General features: G+C 71.8%; 17 protein-coding genes and 1 tRNA gene. 13 read left to right on the top strand and 5 right to left on the bottom strand.

Annotated features, from left to right (window positions below):
• Nucleotides 1-3: 3 nt before the first annotated feature.
• Entirely contained in the window at nt 4-774 is a 771-nt protein-coding gene (locus ACQPZA_RS00200; RefSeq protein ID WP_433277321.1) for an IclR family transcriptional regulator, read from the bottom strand.
• 62 nt (nt 775-836) lie between these two features.
• Here ACQPZA_RS00200 and ACQPZA_RS00195 point away from each other — a divergent pair, with 62 nt between their 5' ends.
• Entirely contained in the window at nt 837-1,079 is a 243-nt protein-coding gene (locus ACQPZA_RS00195; RefSeq protein ID WP_169395595.1) for a DUF2630 family protein, read from the top strand.
• 50 nt (nt 1,080-1,129) lie between these two features.
• Nucleotides 1,130-1,795: a uridine kinase gene (locus tag ACQPZA_RS00190; RefSeq protein WP_433277319.1), complete on the top strand. Its 666-nt coding sequence runs from the start codon at nt 1,130-1,132 to the stop codon at nt 1,793-1,795.
• 3 nt (nt 1,796-1,798) lie between these two features.
• On the opposite strand, the gene ACQPZA_RS00185 is transcribed toward ACQPZA_RS00190, so the two are convergent.
• Nucleotides 1,799-1,881, bottom strand: a tRNA-Leu gene (locus tag ACQPZA_RS00185).
• Between the two features lie 134 nt (nt 1,882-2,015).
• On the opposite strand from ACQPZA_RS00185, the gene ACQPZA_RS00180 reads away from it, so the two are divergent.
• The 10 genes from ACQPZA_RS00180 (at nt 2,016) to ACQPZA_RS00135 (ending at nt 13,077) form a co-directional block, all read left to right on the top strand.
• Nucleotides 2,016-3,296 (top strand): DUF3662 and FHA domain-containing protein, encoded by a 1,281-nt coding sequence (locus tag ACQPZA_RS00180; protein WP_281359724.1) that lies wholly within the window; start codon nt 2,016-2,018, stop codon nt 3,294-3,296.
• A 57-nt stretch (nt 3,297-3,353) separates the two neighbouring features.
• The gene (locus ACQPZA_RS00175) at nt 3,354-3,809 is read left to right on the top strand and encodes an FHA domain-containing protein FhaB/FipA (RefSeq protein ID WP_169395592.1); all 456 of its coding nucleotides are present in this window, start codon (nt 3,354-3,356) and stop codon (nt 3,807-3,809) included.
• A gap of 91 nt (nt 3,810-3,900) precedes the next feature.
• Nucleotides 3,901-5,244 carry a PP2C family protein-serine/threonine phosphatase gene (locus ACQPZA_RS00170; RefSeq protein WP_433277316.1) on the top strand — a complete coding sequence of 448 codons (1,344 nt, stop codon included), beginning with the start codon at nt 3,901-3,903 and terminating at the stop codon, nt 5,242-5,244.
• Entirely contained in the window at nt 5,244-6,683 is a 1,440-nt protein-coding gene (locus ACQPZA_RS00165; protein ID WP_169395590.1) for an FtsW/RodA/SpoVE family cell cycle protein, read from the top strand. The genes ACQPZA_RS00170 and ACQPZA_RS00165 overlap by 1 nt, the downstream gene beginning before the upstream one ends.
• On the top strand, nt 6,680-8,152 hold the full coding sequence (locus tag ACQPZA_RS00160; protein WP_169395589.1) for a peptidoglycan D,D-transpeptidase FtsI family protein: 1,473 nt from the start codon (nt 6,680-6,682) through the stop codon (nt 8,150-8,152). The genes ACQPZA_RS00165 and ACQPZA_RS00160 overlap by 4 nt, the downstream gene beginning before the upstream one ends.
• 52 nt (nt 8,153-8,204) lie before the next feature.
• Nucleotides 8,205-9,494, top strand: coding sequence for a serine/threonine-protein kinase (locus tag ACQPZA_RS00155; RefSeq protein WP_312859060.1), 1,290 nt, complete (start codon nt 8,205-8,207; stop codon nt 9,492-9,494).
• 109 nt (nt 9,495-9,603) lie between these two features.
• Complete coding sequence (gene pknB, locus ACQPZA_RS00150; protein WP_433277313.1) at nt 9,604-11,538, top strand: Stk1 family PASTA domain-containing Ser/Thr kinase; 1,935 nt, start codon at nt 9,604-9,606, stop codon at nt 11,536-11,538.
• A 37-nt stretch (nt 11,539-11,575) separates the two neighbouring features.
• A complete protein-coding gene (locus ACQPZA_RS00145) occupies nt 11,576-12,211 on the top strand; it encodes an aminodeoxychorismate/anthranilate synthase component II (protein ID WP_169395587.1) in 636 nt (211 codons plus the stop codon).
• Between the two features lie 94 nt (nt 12,212-12,305).
• Nucleotides 12,306-12,569 (top strand): cell division protein CrgA, encoded by a 264-nt coding sequence (gene crgA / locus ACQPZA_RS00140; protein ID WP_169395586.1) that lies wholly within the window; start codon nt 12,306-12,308, stop codon nt 12,567-12,569.
• 73 nt (nt 12,570-12,642) lie between these two features.
• On the top strand, nt 12,643-13,077 hold the full coding sequence (locus tag ACQPZA_RS00135; RefSeq protein WP_433277311.1) for a PH domain-containing protein: 435 nt from the start codon (nt 12,643-12,645) through the stop codon (nt 13,075-13,077).
• Nucleotides 13,078-13,373: 296 nt separating this feature from the next.
• Here ACQPZA_RS00135 and ACQPZA_RS00130 read toward each other — a convergent pair whose 3' ends face one another.
• From ACQPZA_RS00130 to ACQPZA_RS00120, 3 genes are all read right to left on the bottom strand, one after another.
• The gene (locus ACQPZA_RS00130) at nt 13,374-14,036 is read right to left on the bottom strand and encodes a rhomboid family intramembrane serine protease (RefSeq protein WP_433277309.1); all 663 of its coding nucleotides are present in this window, start codon (nt 14,034-14,036) and stop codon (nt 13,374-13,376) included.
• A gap of 229 nt (nt 14,037-14,265) precedes the next feature.
• On the bottom strand, nt 14,266-14,799 hold the full coding sequence (locus ACQPZA_RS00125; RefSeq protein ID WP_169395583.1) for a peptidylprolyl isomerase: 534 nt from the start codon (nt 14,797-14,799) through the stop codon (nt 14,266-14,268).
• A gap of 31 nt (nt 14,800-14,830) precedes the next feature.
• Complete coding sequence (locus ACQPZA_RS00120) at nt 14,831-15,973, bottom strand: alpha/beta hydrolase family protein (RefSeq protein WP_433277307.1); 1,143 nt, start codon at nt 15,971-15,973, stop codon at nt 14,831-14,833.
• A gap of 244 nt (nt 15,974-16,217) precedes the next feature.
• Here ACQPZA_RS00120 and ACQPZA_RS00115 point away from each other — a divergent pair, with 244 nt between their 5' ends.
• On the top strand, nt 16,218-16,778 hold the full coding sequence (locus ACQPZA_RS00115) for a hypothetical protein (RefSeq protein WP_433277305.1): 561 nt from the start codon (nt 16,218-16,220) through the stop codon (nt 16,776-16,778).
• Nucleotides 16,779-16,831 lie beyond the last annotated feature (53 nt).

Raw genomic sequence — 16,831 nt, 5'->3', positions numbered from 1 at the left:
GCCTCACTCCGGACGCGGGCCGGTGGCGCCCATCCGGGCTGCCGCCTGCCGCACCACCCGTTCGAGCTCCCAGCGCCGGTCGGCGAACTCAGCACGCGTGACGGAGACGCCGAGCGCTCCCGTGACCTCCCCGCCCGGACCACGGACGGGGGCGGCCACGCCGGCCACACCGGGCTGGTACTCCTCCACCTCGACGGCGGCGCCGTCGGACCGGATCCTCATCAGCTCCCGGTCCAGCGCTCTGCGGTCGGCCACCGTGTGCGGGGCGAGCCGGGGCATCCCGGTGCGGGTGACGAGCTCCGCCAGCCGTCCGGGCCGCATGTCGGCCAGCAGTACCTTCCCGGCCGCGATGGCGTGAGGTGCCGTGGGTTCGCCGACGCGCATCGGGTCGGGCCGGGGGTGCTCGGCGCAGTCGTCGACGTACGCCACGACGACGTCGACGTCGCGCAGCACCGCGAGGTAGGCGGCGGCGTCGGCGGCGGTGTGCACCTCGTGGAGGATCGCGCGCACGGACGCGGGCGGGCGCACCTGGTCGGTGAGACCGCGGTGCAGCTCGGCGACGCGGTAGCCGAGTCCGTAGCCGCGCACGTCGTGCAGCCGGACGAGGTAGCCCTCCTCCACGAGCGTGCCCAGAGCCCGGTAGACGGTGGGGAGCGGGGCGCCGAGGCGGCGGGCGATGGCCTTGGCGGTCACCCCGTCGCCCGCGGCGGCGACCGCCTCGACGACCCGGAGCGCGCGGGTGATCGAGGAACCGGTCGTGCGCGCCGGTGCCACGCGCCCCAGTGTCGGGTAGAACGTGCGTCACGCGCACCTCACCGATGGACGGGGACGACCAGATGAACGACGACGAACTGCACCACCGCATCGACGAGCTGGTGGCCGAGGAGCACCGGTTGGAGCGCGCCCACGTCGGCCAGCCGCTGTCGGAGTCCGAGCAGCAGCGCATGGAGCAGCTGGGGGTGCAGCTGGACCGATACTGGGATCTGCTGCGCCAGCGCGACGCGCGCCGCCGCGCCGGCCTGAACCCCGACGAGGCGCAGGAGCGCGCCGGGGACGTGGTCGAGGGCTACCGCCAGTAGACCGCCGGGCGCCCGGGACCACCGCGCGCAGCAACCACGGCGGACATGGGATGCGCCGCAGGCTCCGCTCGGGGAGCATCGACACCGTGCGGATCACTCCGGTCAGCCCCGACCTCCTCGTCGAGGAGATCACCGACCTCGTGGCGGGCCGGGCCGGACGCGTGCGACTCGCGCTCGACGGGCCTCCCCCGTCGGGGCCGGTCGCGCTCGCCGAGCGCGTGGCCGTGCAGCTGCGGGCACTCGGGCGTGCCGTGCTGGTCGTGGCGGCCACCGACTTCCTGCGGCCCGCGTCGGTGCGGCTGGAGTACGGACGTGAGGATCCCGACGAGTTCCTCGACGGCTGGCTGGACGAGGCCGGCCTGCGCCGGGAGGTGCTCGGGCCGGCCGGCCCGGACGGTTCCGGGCGGGTGCTGCCCCGGCTGTGGGACGCGGCGACCGACCGCGCCTACCGGGACGGGTACACGGAGCTACCGGCGGACGGGGTGGTGGTGCTCGCCGGCGCGCTGCTGCTCGGCCGCGGGCTCCCGTTCGACGTGAGCGTGCACCTGCGGATGAGCTCGGCGGCACTGGCCCGCAGCCTTGCCGACGGTGAGCAGTGGACCCTGCCGGCCTACGACCGCTACGACGTGGAGCGTGATCCGGCGGCAGCAGCCGATCTTCTGGTGCTGGCCGACCACCCGGACCGTCCCGCGATCCGACGGGTGGAAAGGAGGTGATTGTGGGCGAGGAGGGAGTTGAACCCTCACGTCCTTACGGACACACGGACCTGAACCGTGCGCGTCTGCCATTCCGCCACTCGCCCTGGCAGGAGGAAAGTTAGCACGCCCCCCGGAGGGGTCCGATCAGGGGCCCGGGTCGGTGGGCGTGGCACCGCTGGCTAGCACAGATACGATCTGCGCTGCCAGCAACACGCCGATGCGAACGGAGGAAGATCGGTTGGGCCGCGTGGACAGGTTCGAACGCCGTCTCCAGGGACTGGTGGGCGACGCCTTCGCGCGGGTCTTCGGTGGCAGCGTCGTTCCCCAGGAAGTCATGCAAGCGCTGCTCAGGGAAGCCGAGGACCACATCGAGGAGCTCGCGGGAGGGCGCCTGCTGGCGCCCAACCGCTTCACGGTGCTCCTCAGCCCGTCGGATCTCGATCGCATGGCCGGTGATCGGGAGCAGATCGTGAACTCGCTCTCTGCCTCCGTCACCGAACAACTCGCCGACCAGGGATGGGACACCTACGGCGAGGTCGTAGTCTTTCTGGAGCGCTCCGATGCGCTGCACACGGGACAGTTCCGCACCCGCTCGTCCGTGGACCCCGACGCTTCCCGCCGGGACGCCATCCGAGCACGCGACGCAGGAGAAGCACCCATGAGCCAGCAACCGGGCCACCCCGAGGAGAACGGGCAGTACGGCTACGACCGTGGTGCCCCCGGCGGATACGGGCAGCAGACGTACGCCCCGCCCGCCTACGACCAGCGCCAGGGGGGGTACGACCAGGGCGAGCAGCACCCCCAGCAGCCGGGCTACGGCCAGCAGCCGGGCGGTGGCTACCCGCCGCAGGGCGGCCACCCCCAGCAGGGTGGCTACGACCAGGGCTACGGGCAGCAGCCGGGTGGCGGCTACCCGCCGCCGCAGCAGGGTGGCGGCTACGGCGGCCAGCAGCCGGGCGGCGGGTACGAGCAGGGCTACGGCCAGCCCGGCGGTCAGCCCGGTGCGCCCGGCTACCCCCCGCAGCAGGGTGGCGGCTACGAGCAGGGCTACGGCCAGCAGGGCTACGCGCAGCCCGGCTATGGACAGCCCGGCTATGGCCAGCCCGGCTACGACGCCGGCTACCAGCAGGGCGGCGGCTACCCGCAGCAGCAGCCCTACGAGCAGGGCTACGACGGCGGCTACGACCAGGGCTACGGCCAGCAGGGCGGCGGCTACGGCGGCTACCAGCAGGGCCTGACCGCCTCGCTCAGCCTCGACGACGGCTCCGGTCGCACCTACGACCTCACCCAGGGCAGCCACGTCATCGGTCGCGGCCAGGATTCCTCGTTCCGGTTGCCGGACACCGGCGTGTCGCGACGCCACCTGGAGATCAGCTGGGATGGTCACACCGCCACGCTGACGGATCTTGGTTCCACCAACGGGACCACCGTCAACGGCAACCCTGTGCAGACCTGGCAGCTGAACGACGGCGACGTCATCCGGGTCGGGCACTCGAGCCTCGTCTTCCGCGCCCAGTAGTCGCGCGGACTCGAGCTCGGCCATCACACCTATCGGAGAGAACGGAGTTCGCCGCGAGTGCCGGAGTTGGTGCTGCAGCTGACCAGGGCGGGCTTCCTCGCCCTCCTCTGGCTGTTCGTGCTTGTCGCGCTCCGGGTGGTGCGCTCCGATCTGTACGCCGCGTCCGGCCTTCGGGCCCTGGTCCCCGGCGGGCGGACCACCACCCGGACCGGGCGCGGACGCACGGCCCGTCAGCTGCTCGTTACGCAGGGAGCGCTGGCGGGGACCCGCGTGTCGCTGGACTCCCGGCCGATCCTGATCGGCCGGGCCGACGACTCGACACTGGTGCTCGACGACGACTACGCCTCCACCCGCCACGCACGCATCGCGATGCAGGGAGACGAGTGGTATGTCGAGGATCTCGGGTCGACGAACGGGACATACCTTGATCGGGCTAAGGTCACCGGACCCACCCGGGTTCCCCTGGGAGTCCCTGTCCGCATCGGCAAGACGGTGATCGAGCTCCGGTCATGAGTCGGCGAACGCTGCACGTGCGCACCCCGGTGTCCGACCGGGGGCGGCCTCGCCGGTCGATCTGCCCCGAACGTATTGGCGGAGCGCTGACATGACGCTGGTCCTGCGCTACTCCGCCCGCAGCGACCGCGGGCTCGTCCGGCAGAACAACCAGGACGCGGTCTATGCCGGGCCCCGGTTGCTGGCACTCGCCGACGGGATGGGCGGCCACGCTGCCGGCGAGGTGGCGTCATCGCTCGTGATCTCCGCGCTGGCACCGCTCGACGAGGACGACCCCGGCGACGACCTGCTCGCCGAGCTGCGTGACGCCACCGTCGAGGGCAACGCGGCGATCACGCGCCACGTCGCCGACGCCCCCGACCTCGACGGGATGGGCACCACCCTCACGGCCATCCTGTTCGCGGGCTCCCGGCTGGGCCTGGTGCACATCGGTGACTCGCGGGCCTACCAGCTGCGCGAGGGCGTCTTCAGCCAGATCACGAAGGACGACACGTTCGTCCAGTCGCTGATCGACGAGGGCCGCATCACCGAGGAGGAGGCGCACACGCACCCGCAGCGGTCGCTGCTGCTGCGCGCCATCACCGGCCAGGACGTCGACCCCTCGCTGACCGTGCGCGAGGCCCGCGCGGGCGACCGCTACCTGCTGTGCTCCGACGGGCTGTCCGGCGTGGTGAGCGACGAGACGCTGGCCGACACGCTGCAGTCCTACCGCGACCCCCGGGAGTGCGCCGATCGCATGATCGAGCTCGCGCTGCGCGGGGGCGGCCCGGACAACATCACGTGCATCGTCGCGGACGTCGTCGACATCGAGTTCGGCGAGGACGCCCCCATCATCGGCGGGTCGGTGGGCGACGGCAGCGAGGACGGACCGCCGCCCGACTCCGCGGCGGCCCGCGCGTCCGCCACCACTCTCACGCGCGTGGCCCCGCAGCGGGTGCAGACCGCCACCAAGGCGCCTGCGGCCCGCCGGTCCCGCGCGAAGCTCGTTGTCGGCGTGGTCACGGTGCTCGCGGTGCTGGTCGGTGGCGCCGTGCTCGCGCGGATGTGGGTGCTGCAGCAGTACTACGTCGGCGTGGACGCGCAGCTCGTCTCGATCTTCCAAGGGGTGCGCGGTGAGGTGCTCGGCATCCCGCTGCACAAGGTCGCGGAGCGCACCGACATCGCGCTCGACGACCTGCCGGAGACCGAGCGCTCCTCGGTCCGCGCCGGGATCAACACCGAGCAAGGGCTCGCCGGGGCCCGCGTGCTCGTCGAGCGGCTGCGCGACCGGATGCTGGAGCCCTGCCCACCTCCGGCGCCGCCGCCCTCGCCGACGCCACCACCCCCGGCGGCCGGCCAGGGCCAGCCACCCGTCGCGGGCGTCCCGCCCGTCGACACGACACCGCTGCCGACGCCGGCACCCGAACCCGGAACGACCTGCCGGTTGGTGAGCTGATGGCGGCTCCCGACCTGCGCTCCGAGCCGGCACCGGCCGCGCCGGCGCCGCTGCCCACCGGTCGAGGCATCGAGCTCGTGCTCCTGGCGTTCGCCGCCGTGCTGGTGACGGGTGCTCTGGTGCTGGTCGAGGCGAACCAGGAGCAGGAACTCACCCGGGTGCTGCTGTTCGTCGGGCTCGCATACCTGGGGCTGTTCACGGCGGCGCACTTCGCGGTGCGCCGGTTCGCCCCGTACGCCGATCCGCTGATCCTGCCGTGCGTGGCGCTCCTCAACGGGCTGGGCCTGGTGATGATCCACCGGCTGGACCTGGCCGAGATCGACCAGGCGCTCGCGCTGGGCAGGGACGCGCCGACCGAGCTCATCGGCCGACAGGTCGCCTGGACCGCCATCGGCCTCCTCCTGTTCGTCGCCGTGCTGTGGGCCGTCCGCGACCACCGCACGCTCGCCCGCTACGCCTACACGGCGGGGTTCACGGGCATCGCGTTGCTGGCGTTGCCGGGGCTGCTGCCGTCGTCGCTCTCCGAGGTCAACGGCGCGAAGATCTGGATCAGGCTCGGGCCGGTCAGCATCCAGCCCGGCGAGTTCGCGAAGATCCTGCTGATCATCTTCTTCGCGGCCTTCCTCGTGCAGAAGCGCGACCTGTTCAGCACCGCGGGCCGCCGGTTCATCGGCATGGAGCTGCCGCGGGCCCGTGACCTCGCCCCCCTGCTGCTGGCGTGGGGCATGTCGGTCGGCGTGCTCGTGCTCGAGAGCGACCTCGGCACCTCGCTGCTGTTCTTCGGCATCCTGCTCGTGCTGCTCTACGTCGCCACCGAGCGCGTGTCGTGGATGCTCATCGGCATCACGTTCTTCCTCGGCGGCTGCGTGCTGGCCTACCACCTGTTCGCCCACGTCCGCGTCCGCGTCCAGATCTGGCTCGACCCCTTCGCCGACTTCAGCGGCAGCGGGTTCCAGATCGGGCAGGCGCTGTTCGGCCTCGGCACCGGAGGCGTCGGCGGCACGGGGCTCGGCGCCGGCCGTCCCGACCTGGTCCCGTTCGCGGAGAGCGACTTCATGCTCTCCTCCCTCGGCGAGGAGCTGGGGCTGATCGGGCTGGCCGCCATCCTCGTGATCTACCTCGTGCTGATCACCCGCGGCCTGCGCAGCGCGCTGGCGGTGCGGGACAGCTTCGGCAAGCTGCTGGCCACCGGCCTGGCGTTCGGCATCGCACTGCAGATCTTCATCGTCGCAGGCGGGGCGTCGAAGCTGATCCCGCTCACCGGCCTCACGCTGCCCTTCCTCTCCTACGGGGGCTCGTCGCTCGTGGCCAACTACGCACTCGTCGCGCTCCTGCTGCGCATCTCCCACGCCGCGCGGGCCCCGCTGCCCCGCCGCCCCGCCGTCCCACTGCCGCCGATCGCCGAGGCCGGCACCGAACTGGTGGAGCGGCCGCGGTGAACACTCCGGTCCGGCGCGTCGCCATCGCGGTGATGGTGATGATCCTGCTGCTGATGACCAACCTGACCTACGTGCAGGTCGTCAAGGCGAGCGACTACCGCAACGACCCGCGCAACCAGCGGGTGCTGCTCGCCGAGTACTCGCGCAAGCGCGGGCAGATCAGCGCCGACAACCAGATCCTGGCCAGCAGCGTGGAGACCGACGACAGGCTGCGCTACCAGCGGCAGTACTCGGACGGGAAGGTCTACGGCCCCATCACCGGCTACTACTCGGTCATCTACGGTTCCAGTGGCATCGAGCGCGCCGCCGACTCGGTGCTCAACGGAAGCGACGACCGGCTGTTCGGCCGCAGGCTGTCGGATCTCATCACCGGCCGCGACCCCAGCGGGGGCAACGTGGTGCTCACCCTCGACCCCGACGTGCAACAGACCGCCTACGACCAGCTGGAGCGCAAGGGGTACGCCGGCTCGGTCGTGGCGATCCGCCCGCAGACCGGCGAGATCCTCGCGATGGTGTCGACCCCGTCGTTCGACCCCAACCCGCTGGCGAGCCACAACTCCGAGCAGCAGAACTCGGCCTGGAAGGCCGACGAGAGCGCCGATCCTCCGGTCCTGATCAACCGGGCGATCTCCGAGACCTATCCGCCCGGTTCCACGTTCAAGCTCATCGACACCGCAGCGGCGCTCAGCAGCGGCCGCTACACGCCGGACAGCCAGCTCACGGCGGCGCCGCGGATCACGTTGCAGGGCACAAACACCACGCTGGAGAACTTCAACGGCAACGCGTGCGGCACCGCGGCCACGGCGAGCCTGAAGGACGCGCTGCAGCGTTCCTGCAACACCGCCTTCGCCCAGCTGGGCGCCGACCTCGGTGAGCAGGCCATCCGCGACCAGGCCAACAAGTTCGGGATCGGCCAGAGCCTCACGATCCCGATGCCGGTGGCCCCTTCCACGATCGGCGACATCCAGGACACCGCCGCGCTGGAGCAGTCCTCCATCGGCCAGCGGGACGTGGCGCTCACGCCGCTGCAGAACGCGATGATCGTGGCCACGATCGCCAACGGTGGCCAGGTCATGGCTCCGTACCTGGTGAAGGAGATCCAGAGCCAGGAGCTCGACCCCGTCGAGACCACCGAGCCGGATCGTCTCGGCCGCGCCATCGATCCCGCCGTGGCGCAGACCCTGACCCAGCTGATGGTCAACAACGAGAACAGCTACTCGGGCGCGGGGAAGATCACCGGCGTGCAGATCGCGGCCAAGACCGGCACGGCCGAGCACGGCAACGATCCCAAGAACACCCCGCCGCACGTCTGGTACGTCGGGTTCGCCCCGGCCGACAACCCGCAGGTGGCGGTCGCCGTGCTCGTGGAGTCCGGCGGCGACCCGAACGACCTGGCGGCCACGGGCGGCGCGGTCGCGGCCCCGATCGGCCGGGCCGTGATCCGCGCCGCGCTCGGGGGTGGGCAGTGAGGCTGCACGGGCACGGCACCGGAGTCACGACGAGCACCAGCGAGGAGCAGCCGTGACGGTTCTCGCCGCGGGGCAGAAGATCGCCGACCGCTACCAGCTGGACCGCCGGATCGCCGTCGGCGGCATGGGCGAGGTCTGGGAGGCGTCCGACACCCGCCTGGGTCGCAGCGTCGCGGTCAAGGTGCTGCGGCCGGAGCTGTCCGACGACCCCGAGTTCCTGCACCGCTTCCGCATCGAGGCCCGCACGGTCGCGTCGCTCGACCACACCGGCATCGCCGCGGTGCACGACTACGGCGAGGACGACGGGCCCGGCGGGCGCCGCACGGCGTACCTGGTGATGGAGCTCGTGCGCGGCGAGCCGCTGTCCACCCTCATCTCGCGGGGGCCCATCGAGACGGACGAGACGCTGCGGCTCCTCGAGGAGGCGGCGTGGGCGCTCCAGGCAGCCCACGAGCGCGGGTTCGTGCACCGGGACGTGAAGCCGGGCAACATCCTCGTCCGCAACGACGGGCTGGTGAAGCTCACCGACTTCGGGATCGCGAAGGCCGCCGACGCCGTCCCGGTCACCCGGTCCGGGATGGTGATGGGCACCGCCCACTACATCGCCCCGGAACAGGCCAGTGGCTCAGAGGCCGGCCCGGCGGGCGACGTCTACTCGCTCGGGATCGTGGGCTACGAGTGCCTGGCCGGGCACCGGCCGTTCCGCGCCGAGAGCGCGGTGGCGGTCGCGATGATGCAGGTGAGGGAGCTCCCACCGCCGTTGCCCGCCACGGTCCCGGTGCGCGCCCGCGAGCTCATCGAGGCGGTGCTCGTCAAGGACCCCACGCTGCGCTACGGCACCGGAGGCGAACTGGCCCTCGCCGTCGCGGCCGTCCGGCGCGGTGAGCCGCTCCCCGAGCCCATCTCGGTGAGTGGCGAGGTGCCCCTCATCACGGCGAGGTCGCCGGTCACGCCGTCGCGGCCCCGGCCGGTCGTCAGCGCCGCCCCGCGGCGTCCCGGTGGGAAGCCCGCCCAGGACCACCGGCCCCGCACCCCGGCCGCCGCGATGCGCCGCGCCACGCCGGAACGGCCCGCACCTGGGCCGTCGGCCCGCACCGAACCGCTGCGGTTGCAGCCCAAGGCCGGGTCCGGACGCACGCTGCTGCTCGTGCTGTTCGTGCTCCTGACGATGGCTGCGGTGCTGGTCGGGGTGTTCCTGGTCCGCAGTCCACGGTCTGACGGTCGACAATCACCCGATCCGGTTCCGCTGGGGTCGTCGACCGGTACGTTGACGAGCCGGGAGGGCGTCCTGGCCGGACCGGCGGTGGCTGAACACACGCTCGTCTCGAAGATCGTCCGGTGAACCCGGCAAATCGACGGTCCGGCGCTCAGATGGCCGACACCGCCCCCCACTGGGCGACGGCGCCCGGCATGATGTCCGAATCACTCATGACTCCCAGGAACCGGCAGCGATGACCACCCCCCGACTGTTGTCCGAGCGCTATGAGCTGGGCGAGGTGCTCGGCTACGGCGGCATGTCCGAGGTGCATCGCGGGCTCGACACGCGGCTGGGCCGGGACGTCGCTATCAAGGTGCTCCGCGCGGACCTCGCGCGTGACCCCCAGTTCCAGATGCGCTTCCGTCGAGAGGCGCAGAACGCCGCCGCGCTCAACCACCCGGCCATCGTCGCGGTCTACGACACCGGTGAGGTGGCCGCCGAGTCCGGCACGCTGCCCTACATCGTCATGGAGTACGTCGACGGGCAGACGCTGCGCGAGATCGTCAAGACCACCGGGCCGATGACGCAGCAGCGGGTCATCGAGGTGATGGCGGACGTCTGCGCCGCCCTCGACTTCAGCCACCGGCACAACATCATCCACCGCGACGTGAAGCCGGCCAACATCATGATCAACCGCGCCGGCGCGGTGAAGGTGATGGACTTCGGCATCGCCCGCGCGCTCGGCGAGGGCCAGAACGTCACCCAGACCGCCGCCGTGATCGGCACGGCGCAGTACCTGTCGCCGGAGCAGGCACGCGGCGAGGCGGTCGACGCCCGCAGCGACGTCTACGCGGCGGGATGCGTGCTGTTCGAACTGCTCACCGGCGACCCGCCGTTCACCGGCGACACGCCCGTGGCCGTGGCCTACCAGCACGTGCGGGAGGACCCGCGACGCCCGTCGGACGTCAACCCGAGCATTCCCGCCGCGCTCGACGCCGTGGTGCTCAAGGCACTGTCCAAGAACCCGCTCAACCGCTACCAGTCGGCCGCCGAGATGCGGTCGGACCTGGTGCGGGTGCGCAGCGGGCAGAGCCCGCTGGCCCCGCTCGTCATGAGCGAGGACGAGCGCACGGCGATGCTCGCCCCGGGCCCGTCCACCGGCCCCACCCGCCGGCTCAACGGCGGCCGGCACAATGCGGCGCCCGCGCCGGTGGCCGACTACGACGACTACTACGACGAGGAGCCGCGCCGAAACACCGCGCGCACCATCGGCATCGTCGCAGCGGTACTCGTCGTGCTCGCTGTCGTCGGGTTCGGGGTCTACCAGTTCATGCGACCGCCACCAGCGCCCGCGCAGGTGGCGGTCCCAGGTGTCGTGGGGCAGACCCAGGCGGACGCCACCAACCAGATCGCGGCCGCGGGCCTGCGGTTGGGCACGGTCCAGGAGGTCCCGTCCCAGGTTGCCCAGATCGGTCAGGTCATCTCCAGCGACCCGCCGGTGGGCAGCCAGGTCGCCGAGCGCTCCTCCGTGAACCTCTCGGTGGGCAAGGGGCCGGAGACCGCCACGGTGCCCGCCCTCACGGGCAAGACGGTGGCCGAGGCCACCGACCTGCTCGCGAAGCAGGGTCTCAAGATCGGCGCGCAGACCACCAAGGAGACCTCGAACGCCGACAGCGTCGGGAAGATCATCTCCTCCACGCCGGGGCCGGGCGAGTCGGCTCCGGGCGGGAGCGAGGTCGCCGTGGTCATCGGTGCCGAGCAGACCACCATTCAGATTCCCGACGTGTCGGGGCGCGACGCCGACGACGCGGAGCAGGCCCTCACCCAGGCCGGTTTCCGGGTGCAGACCCAGGACGTCGACGGCGGTGGCGACGAGGGCTCGGTGGTGGGCACCAACCCGCAGGCAGGCAGCAAGGTGGCGCGTGGCTCGCAGGTCACCCTGCAGGTGTCGCGCGGCAACGAGGTCGAGGTGCCCAACGTGGTCGGGGAGTCCGTCTCGGACGCGCAGCGCGACCTCCAGCAGGCCGGCTTCCGGAACCTCAGCCTGGCGACCGCCGACGTCAACAGCCAGGACCAGGACGGCAAGATCATCAAGCAGTCCGTCCCCGCCGGTTCCACGGCCGATCCGAACGACGAGATCACCATCACGCGCGGTCGCTTCTCCGAAGGTGTCTTCGGCAACAACTGACACGACGCCCGTCCGGATTCTCGGGGACACTGGGTGGATGCGCGTGCTGGTGATCGACAACTACGACAGCTTCGTCTACAACCTGGTGCAGTACCTGGCCCAGCTCGGCGCCGACAGTACGGTTCGGCGCAACGACGAGGTCGACCTCGACGAGCTCGACGACGTCGACGGCGTGCTGGTCAGCCCGGGCCCCGGCACGCCGGAGCGGGCGGGGTCCAGCATCGAGGTGATCCGGCGCAGCGCCGACCGCGGGCTTCCCCTGCTCGGTGTGTGCCTGGGCCACCAGGCGATCGGCGTGGCGTGGGGCGGGGTGGTCGAGCGCGCGCCGGAACTGCTCCACGGCAAGACATCGCTCGTGCACCACGCGGGCGACCCGCTGCTCGCCGGGCTGCCGGATCCGTTCGTGGCCACCCGCTACCACTCGCTGTCGATCCGTCCCGACTCGCTGCCGGCTGCCCTGGAGGTCACCGGACGCACAGAGAGCGGCGTGATCATGGCCGTTCGCCATCGTGAGCTCCCGGTCGTCGGCGTGCAGTTCCACCCGGAGTCCGTGCTGACCGAGGGCGGCCACCGGCTACTGGCCAACTGGATGGCGGAGGCCGGGCACCCGGCCGCCGAGCCCACGGTGGAGGCGCTCACGGCGGAGACGGCCGCTCTGAGCGCCAGCGCCTGAGCCCGGAGCCGTTGCCGGACCTGCGGGTCCCGGGTCCTACCCGGCGCGCGCTACCGTGGGGCCGACGCACCCCGAACATTCCGCGAGGTCAGACATGCCGAAGTCGAAGGTCCGGAAGAAGGCGGTCTACACACCGCCGTCGAGCGAGCGCCGCACACCCGTGAAGGTGGCCGGGCCGACCCACCCCGTCTACGTCGTGGTGATGCTCGGCCTGATGCTCGTCGGCCTGGTCTGGCTGGTCGTCAACTACCTCGCCGGCGACTCGATCCACTTCATGGTCGCCCTGGGGCCCTGGAACTTCTTCATCGGGTTCGCACTCATCGTAATCGGCCTTCTGATGACCATGCGGTGGCGCTGACCAGCGGAAATACAGGAGTGTAAGCAGTCCCCAGTGTGGACGGATGCTGTGGACAAGTTCACGCTGAGTGATCATGGGTGAGCAGGTCAGGGAGTGGAGCCCGGCGCCCGGTCTGGTGGTCTGCGCCTGGCTGTTCACCGTGGCCGCCGCTGCCTGGTTCGTCGCGCTCACGGCCACGGCTGCCGACCCGGCCGGGCGGCTGCTCGCCGGCGTGGCCGTGGTCGGGGCAGGTATCGCCGCGGCATTCGGCACCAGGGCCCGGCCGCGGCTGCGCGTCGACGCGGACGGGCTGACCGTCACGGGGATGTTCCGCACCCACCATCACCCCTGGCCCCTGGTCCGTGAGGTGCGGGTGCTGCGGATGCGCAGGCTGGGGCGGCAGACCTCGCTGCTGGAGGTCGACACCGTCACGACCGACGGCGACGAGCGGCTGATCGTGTTCGGCCGGCTCGACCTCGCCGCCGACCCGGAGGATGTCGCGCCGCAACTCCTCGCACTCCGGCCCTGAGCGGCGGTCCCGTCCCCGGCCCGGCGCATCCCTCACATGTCGCAGACGTGGCACTGCTCGTGAGCCGGAGCCGCCCGGATGAGCGGTCGTGCCGACACCCGAACCTGTTTAGGATCACGGGGAGTCTACGAAGGGAGTCTGCATGGCAGCGAGGACACCGATGCGGGGCACTGACGGCTGCGCCACGGGCTGTGGCTGCAGTACACCCGCCTGATCCATCCCGACGAGCCACGGCGGGGGCACCCTTCCCAGGGTGTCCCCGCCGTCGTCGTTCCAGCCGTCGTGTCGCGGCCGCACTACCGGAGCGCGGTCACCGCGATCAGGAGCAACAGCACGATCGTCAACCCGACGAGCGCTGCGGCCTGCACCACCGTCCGGTTCCGGACGGGGGCGTAGACCAGCGCGCTGGTGGCCACGGCGCCGATCACCAGTCCACCGAGGTGGCCGAGCAGCGAGATGCCCGGGATGAGCACGCTGATCACGAGGTTGACCGCGATCAGCCCGATCACCTGGCCGGCCGGTGCCCGCAGCCTGCGCAGCACGACGGCGAGCCCACCCATCAGCCCGAACACGGCCCCCGACGCACCGGCCACCGCCTGGTTCGGCATCGAGAACAGCATCACCGCAGCAGAGCCACCGAGCAGCGAGATCAGGTACACGGCCAGGAACCGGCCCCGGCCGAGCACGATCTCGAGGTCCCGGCCGAGCACCCACAGCGCGATCATGTTGAACAGCAGGTGGATCGGGCCGATGTGCAGGAAGCCCGAGGTGAACAGCCGCCACCACTCGCCGTTCTGCACCAGCACGGGAACGAGTGCCCACTCGTCGAACAGCGGGGCGGCCGCGTTCCCGTTGACGCTGCCGGCCTGCACCACGGTCCAGACAAAGATCGCGGTGTTGAGCCCGATCAGCGTGGGCACCACCCACGGGCGCCCGGTTCTCGGCTCGGCTCCCGCCACCGTCGTGCCGCGCCTGCCGCGACGTGCGGCCTGACCGACGCAGTCGACGCACTGGTAGCCGACCGACGCCTCGCGCAGACACTCGGGACACGCAGGCCGGTCGCACCGCGTGCACGTCAGACCCGTGGCGCGGTCCGGGTGCCGGACGCAGACGGCCGGCGCCCCCGGCGGTGGGCCCCCCGGATGAGGCGGGGGCGACGGCGGACCGTCGGGGTGGCTCACCGCTCGGTCAGTCCGAGATCTCGACGCGCTCGATGACGACCTCGTTGAGCGGCCGGTCGGAGCGGTCGGTGCTGGTGGTGGCGATCGCGTCGACGATCGCCCTGGACTCGGCGTCGGCCACCTCACCGAAGATGGTGTGCTTGCGGTTGAGGTGCGGCGTGGGGCCGACGGTGATGAAGAACTGGGATCCGTTGGTGCCGGGCCCGGCATTGGCCATGGCCAGCAGGTAGGGGCGGTCGAAGCGCAGGTCGGGGTGGAACTCGTCGCCGAACTGGTAGCCGGGGCCACCCCGTCCGGTGCCCGTGGGGTCGCCGCCCTGGATCATGAACCCGCTGATGACCCGGTGGAAGACCGAGCCGTCGTAGAACGGGCCGGAGTCCCCGCCGCTCGCATTGGGCTGCGAGTAGCTCTTCCGGCCGGTCGCGAGCCCGACGAAGTTCTCCACCGTCTTCGGAGCGTGGTCCGGGAAGAGGGTGATGCGGATATCGCCCTGGTTCGTCCGCAACGTCGCGGTGTGCTTGGAGTTACCTGGTTCCGTCACGTCTACATGGTGCCAGCCCGCCTCCCGGGCGTCAGCGCAGCACCTCGGCCAGGAACGATGTGACAGCACGTTCGTACGCGGCGGGGTCGGCGTTCCAGGACGCCGTGTGCTCGACGGCAGGCACCTCGAGGTAGCGCATCGGCCAGTCGAGAGCGGGCGCCGCGGCCGCGAGGTCCCGGCTGGGCCCCACCGGGACGGCCGTGTCCCCGGTGCTGTGCACGATCAGCGTGGGCGGACGGTGGGCGGGTGGGCGCCGTCGCAGGTCGAAGCGGTCGAAGTCGATTCCGATCCGCCTGCTGGTCATCGCCGTCGCGAGCCGGCTGAGGACGGGCGGCAGTCTGCGGTTGCGGGCCTGCTGCCGCAGGGTGGCCCGCCAGTCCACCAGCGGCGCGTCCCAGACGACGGCAGCCACGGCTGCCGCCTCGGGCGAGCGGTCCAGCAGCGCCGCGATGATCGCGCCACCCATGGACCAGCCGAACAGCACGACCCGCCGGGCACCGCGGTCCCTAGCGAAGCGGACGGCTGCCTCCAAATCCGTCCATTCGGTGTCCCCGAGGTGGTAGAAGCCGTCCGGGCTCCTCGGCGCGCCCACGTCGTTGCGGTAGGTCACCACCAGGCCGGGGAGGCCCATCCCGTGCAGGGCGGGCAGGACCCGCAGTGCCTCCCGGCGCGAGCCGCCGCGGCCGTGCACCATCACCACCCAGGTGTCACCGTCCGCCGGGACGAGCCAGGCGGGGCAGGGACCTAGCGGCCCGACGACCTCGACATCGTCGAAGGCCAGGCCGCGCGCCCCGGGATCGGGGTCGTACGGGCCGGCGTCGAGGACGGCGGAGGTGCCGGGCCGCGGAACCGGGCCGCCCAGCAGCGGACGGACCACCTCGCGCCGCCGCACCGTTGTGACGGGTCCGATCACCGCCAGCCCGCCGCCGCTGTCGGGCCGCCCGTCAGGACCGGGCCACCGCAGGCCCCACGTCCCCGGCTGGGAGGTCAACCGCGAGGCTGCCAGCGTGACGGTGGCGTCGTCGGAGGCGAGCACGCGCTCCGGGTACAGCGGGCGCTCGGACGTGTCCAGGAGAAGCGAGGAGTAGAACCAGCCGACTCCGGCAGCACCGGCGCCGATCCCGAGACCCATCCCGAGACCGATCCCGGTTCCGACCCGTACGAGCAACGCCATTCCGGTGATGATGCCGAATCCGGATCGTGATCGTTCACTCGCGTCCCACCGTCAAGGGCTCGGACGTCATCCGTCCTGGTGAACCCACTCGCTCCGACGGGTTCTCGACCACCGGAAAGAGTGAATCGTGATCACTCCGTGCTGATCGGCACACCCAGTCACCGAAGCCTTCGTTGTCCAAGTTGATCAACGTCGGTCGATCACCGTCGACATCGACGCCACCAGTACGAAGGGAACCCCCCACATGAGCAGTTTCGCCCGGCGCACCATCCGTACGACCGCCGCAGCGGCCGGTATCGCAGCCCTCGGGGTCGGCTTCGCCGGTCACGCCTTCGCGGCCGAGACTCCCGAGCTGCCGACCCTGCCCGGCGTCGACGGACTCGAGGCGCCGGCCCTGCCGGATGCGGCGTCCCTCCCGGACGTCCTCGGAAGCCTGCCTGCCGCACCGACCAGCGACCTGGCGGAGCTGCCGGAGGCGTTCACGTTCGAGGCCCCGTCGTTCGCCGCCGCCGGTCTGGAGACTCCGGCACTGCCCGACGCGTCGGCGTTCGAGCTGCCGTCGGCCCCCGATGCCGGCCTGCCCGAACTCCCCGCGCTCACCGATGCCGGCCTTCCGGGGCTCCCCGAACTGCCGGCCCTCCCCGAGGCGGGGCTGCCCGAGCTCCCGGCGCTCCCCGCCGACCTGCCCGAGCTCCCGGCGACCCCGAGCCTCGACGCCCTGAGCACCGTCACGGATGCCGCCCCGACCGACCTGGACGCACCGCAGTTCGACGCTGCGTCGCTCGCCGGGGACATCCTCGCCTGATACGCCCGCACGGTTCGTGCCGCGGCCACCGCTCCTGGTTGCCGCGGCACGGA

This window comes from Pseudonocardia xinjiangensis (assembly GCF_050948425.1).
Lineage (GTDB): Bacteria > Actinomycetota > Actinomycetes > Mycobacteriales > Pseudonocardiaceae > Pseudonocardia > Pseudonocardia xinjiangensis.
The sequence above is the reverse complement of the archived record's forward strand: the minus strand, read 5'-3'. Positions and strand labels throughout refer to the sequence as shown.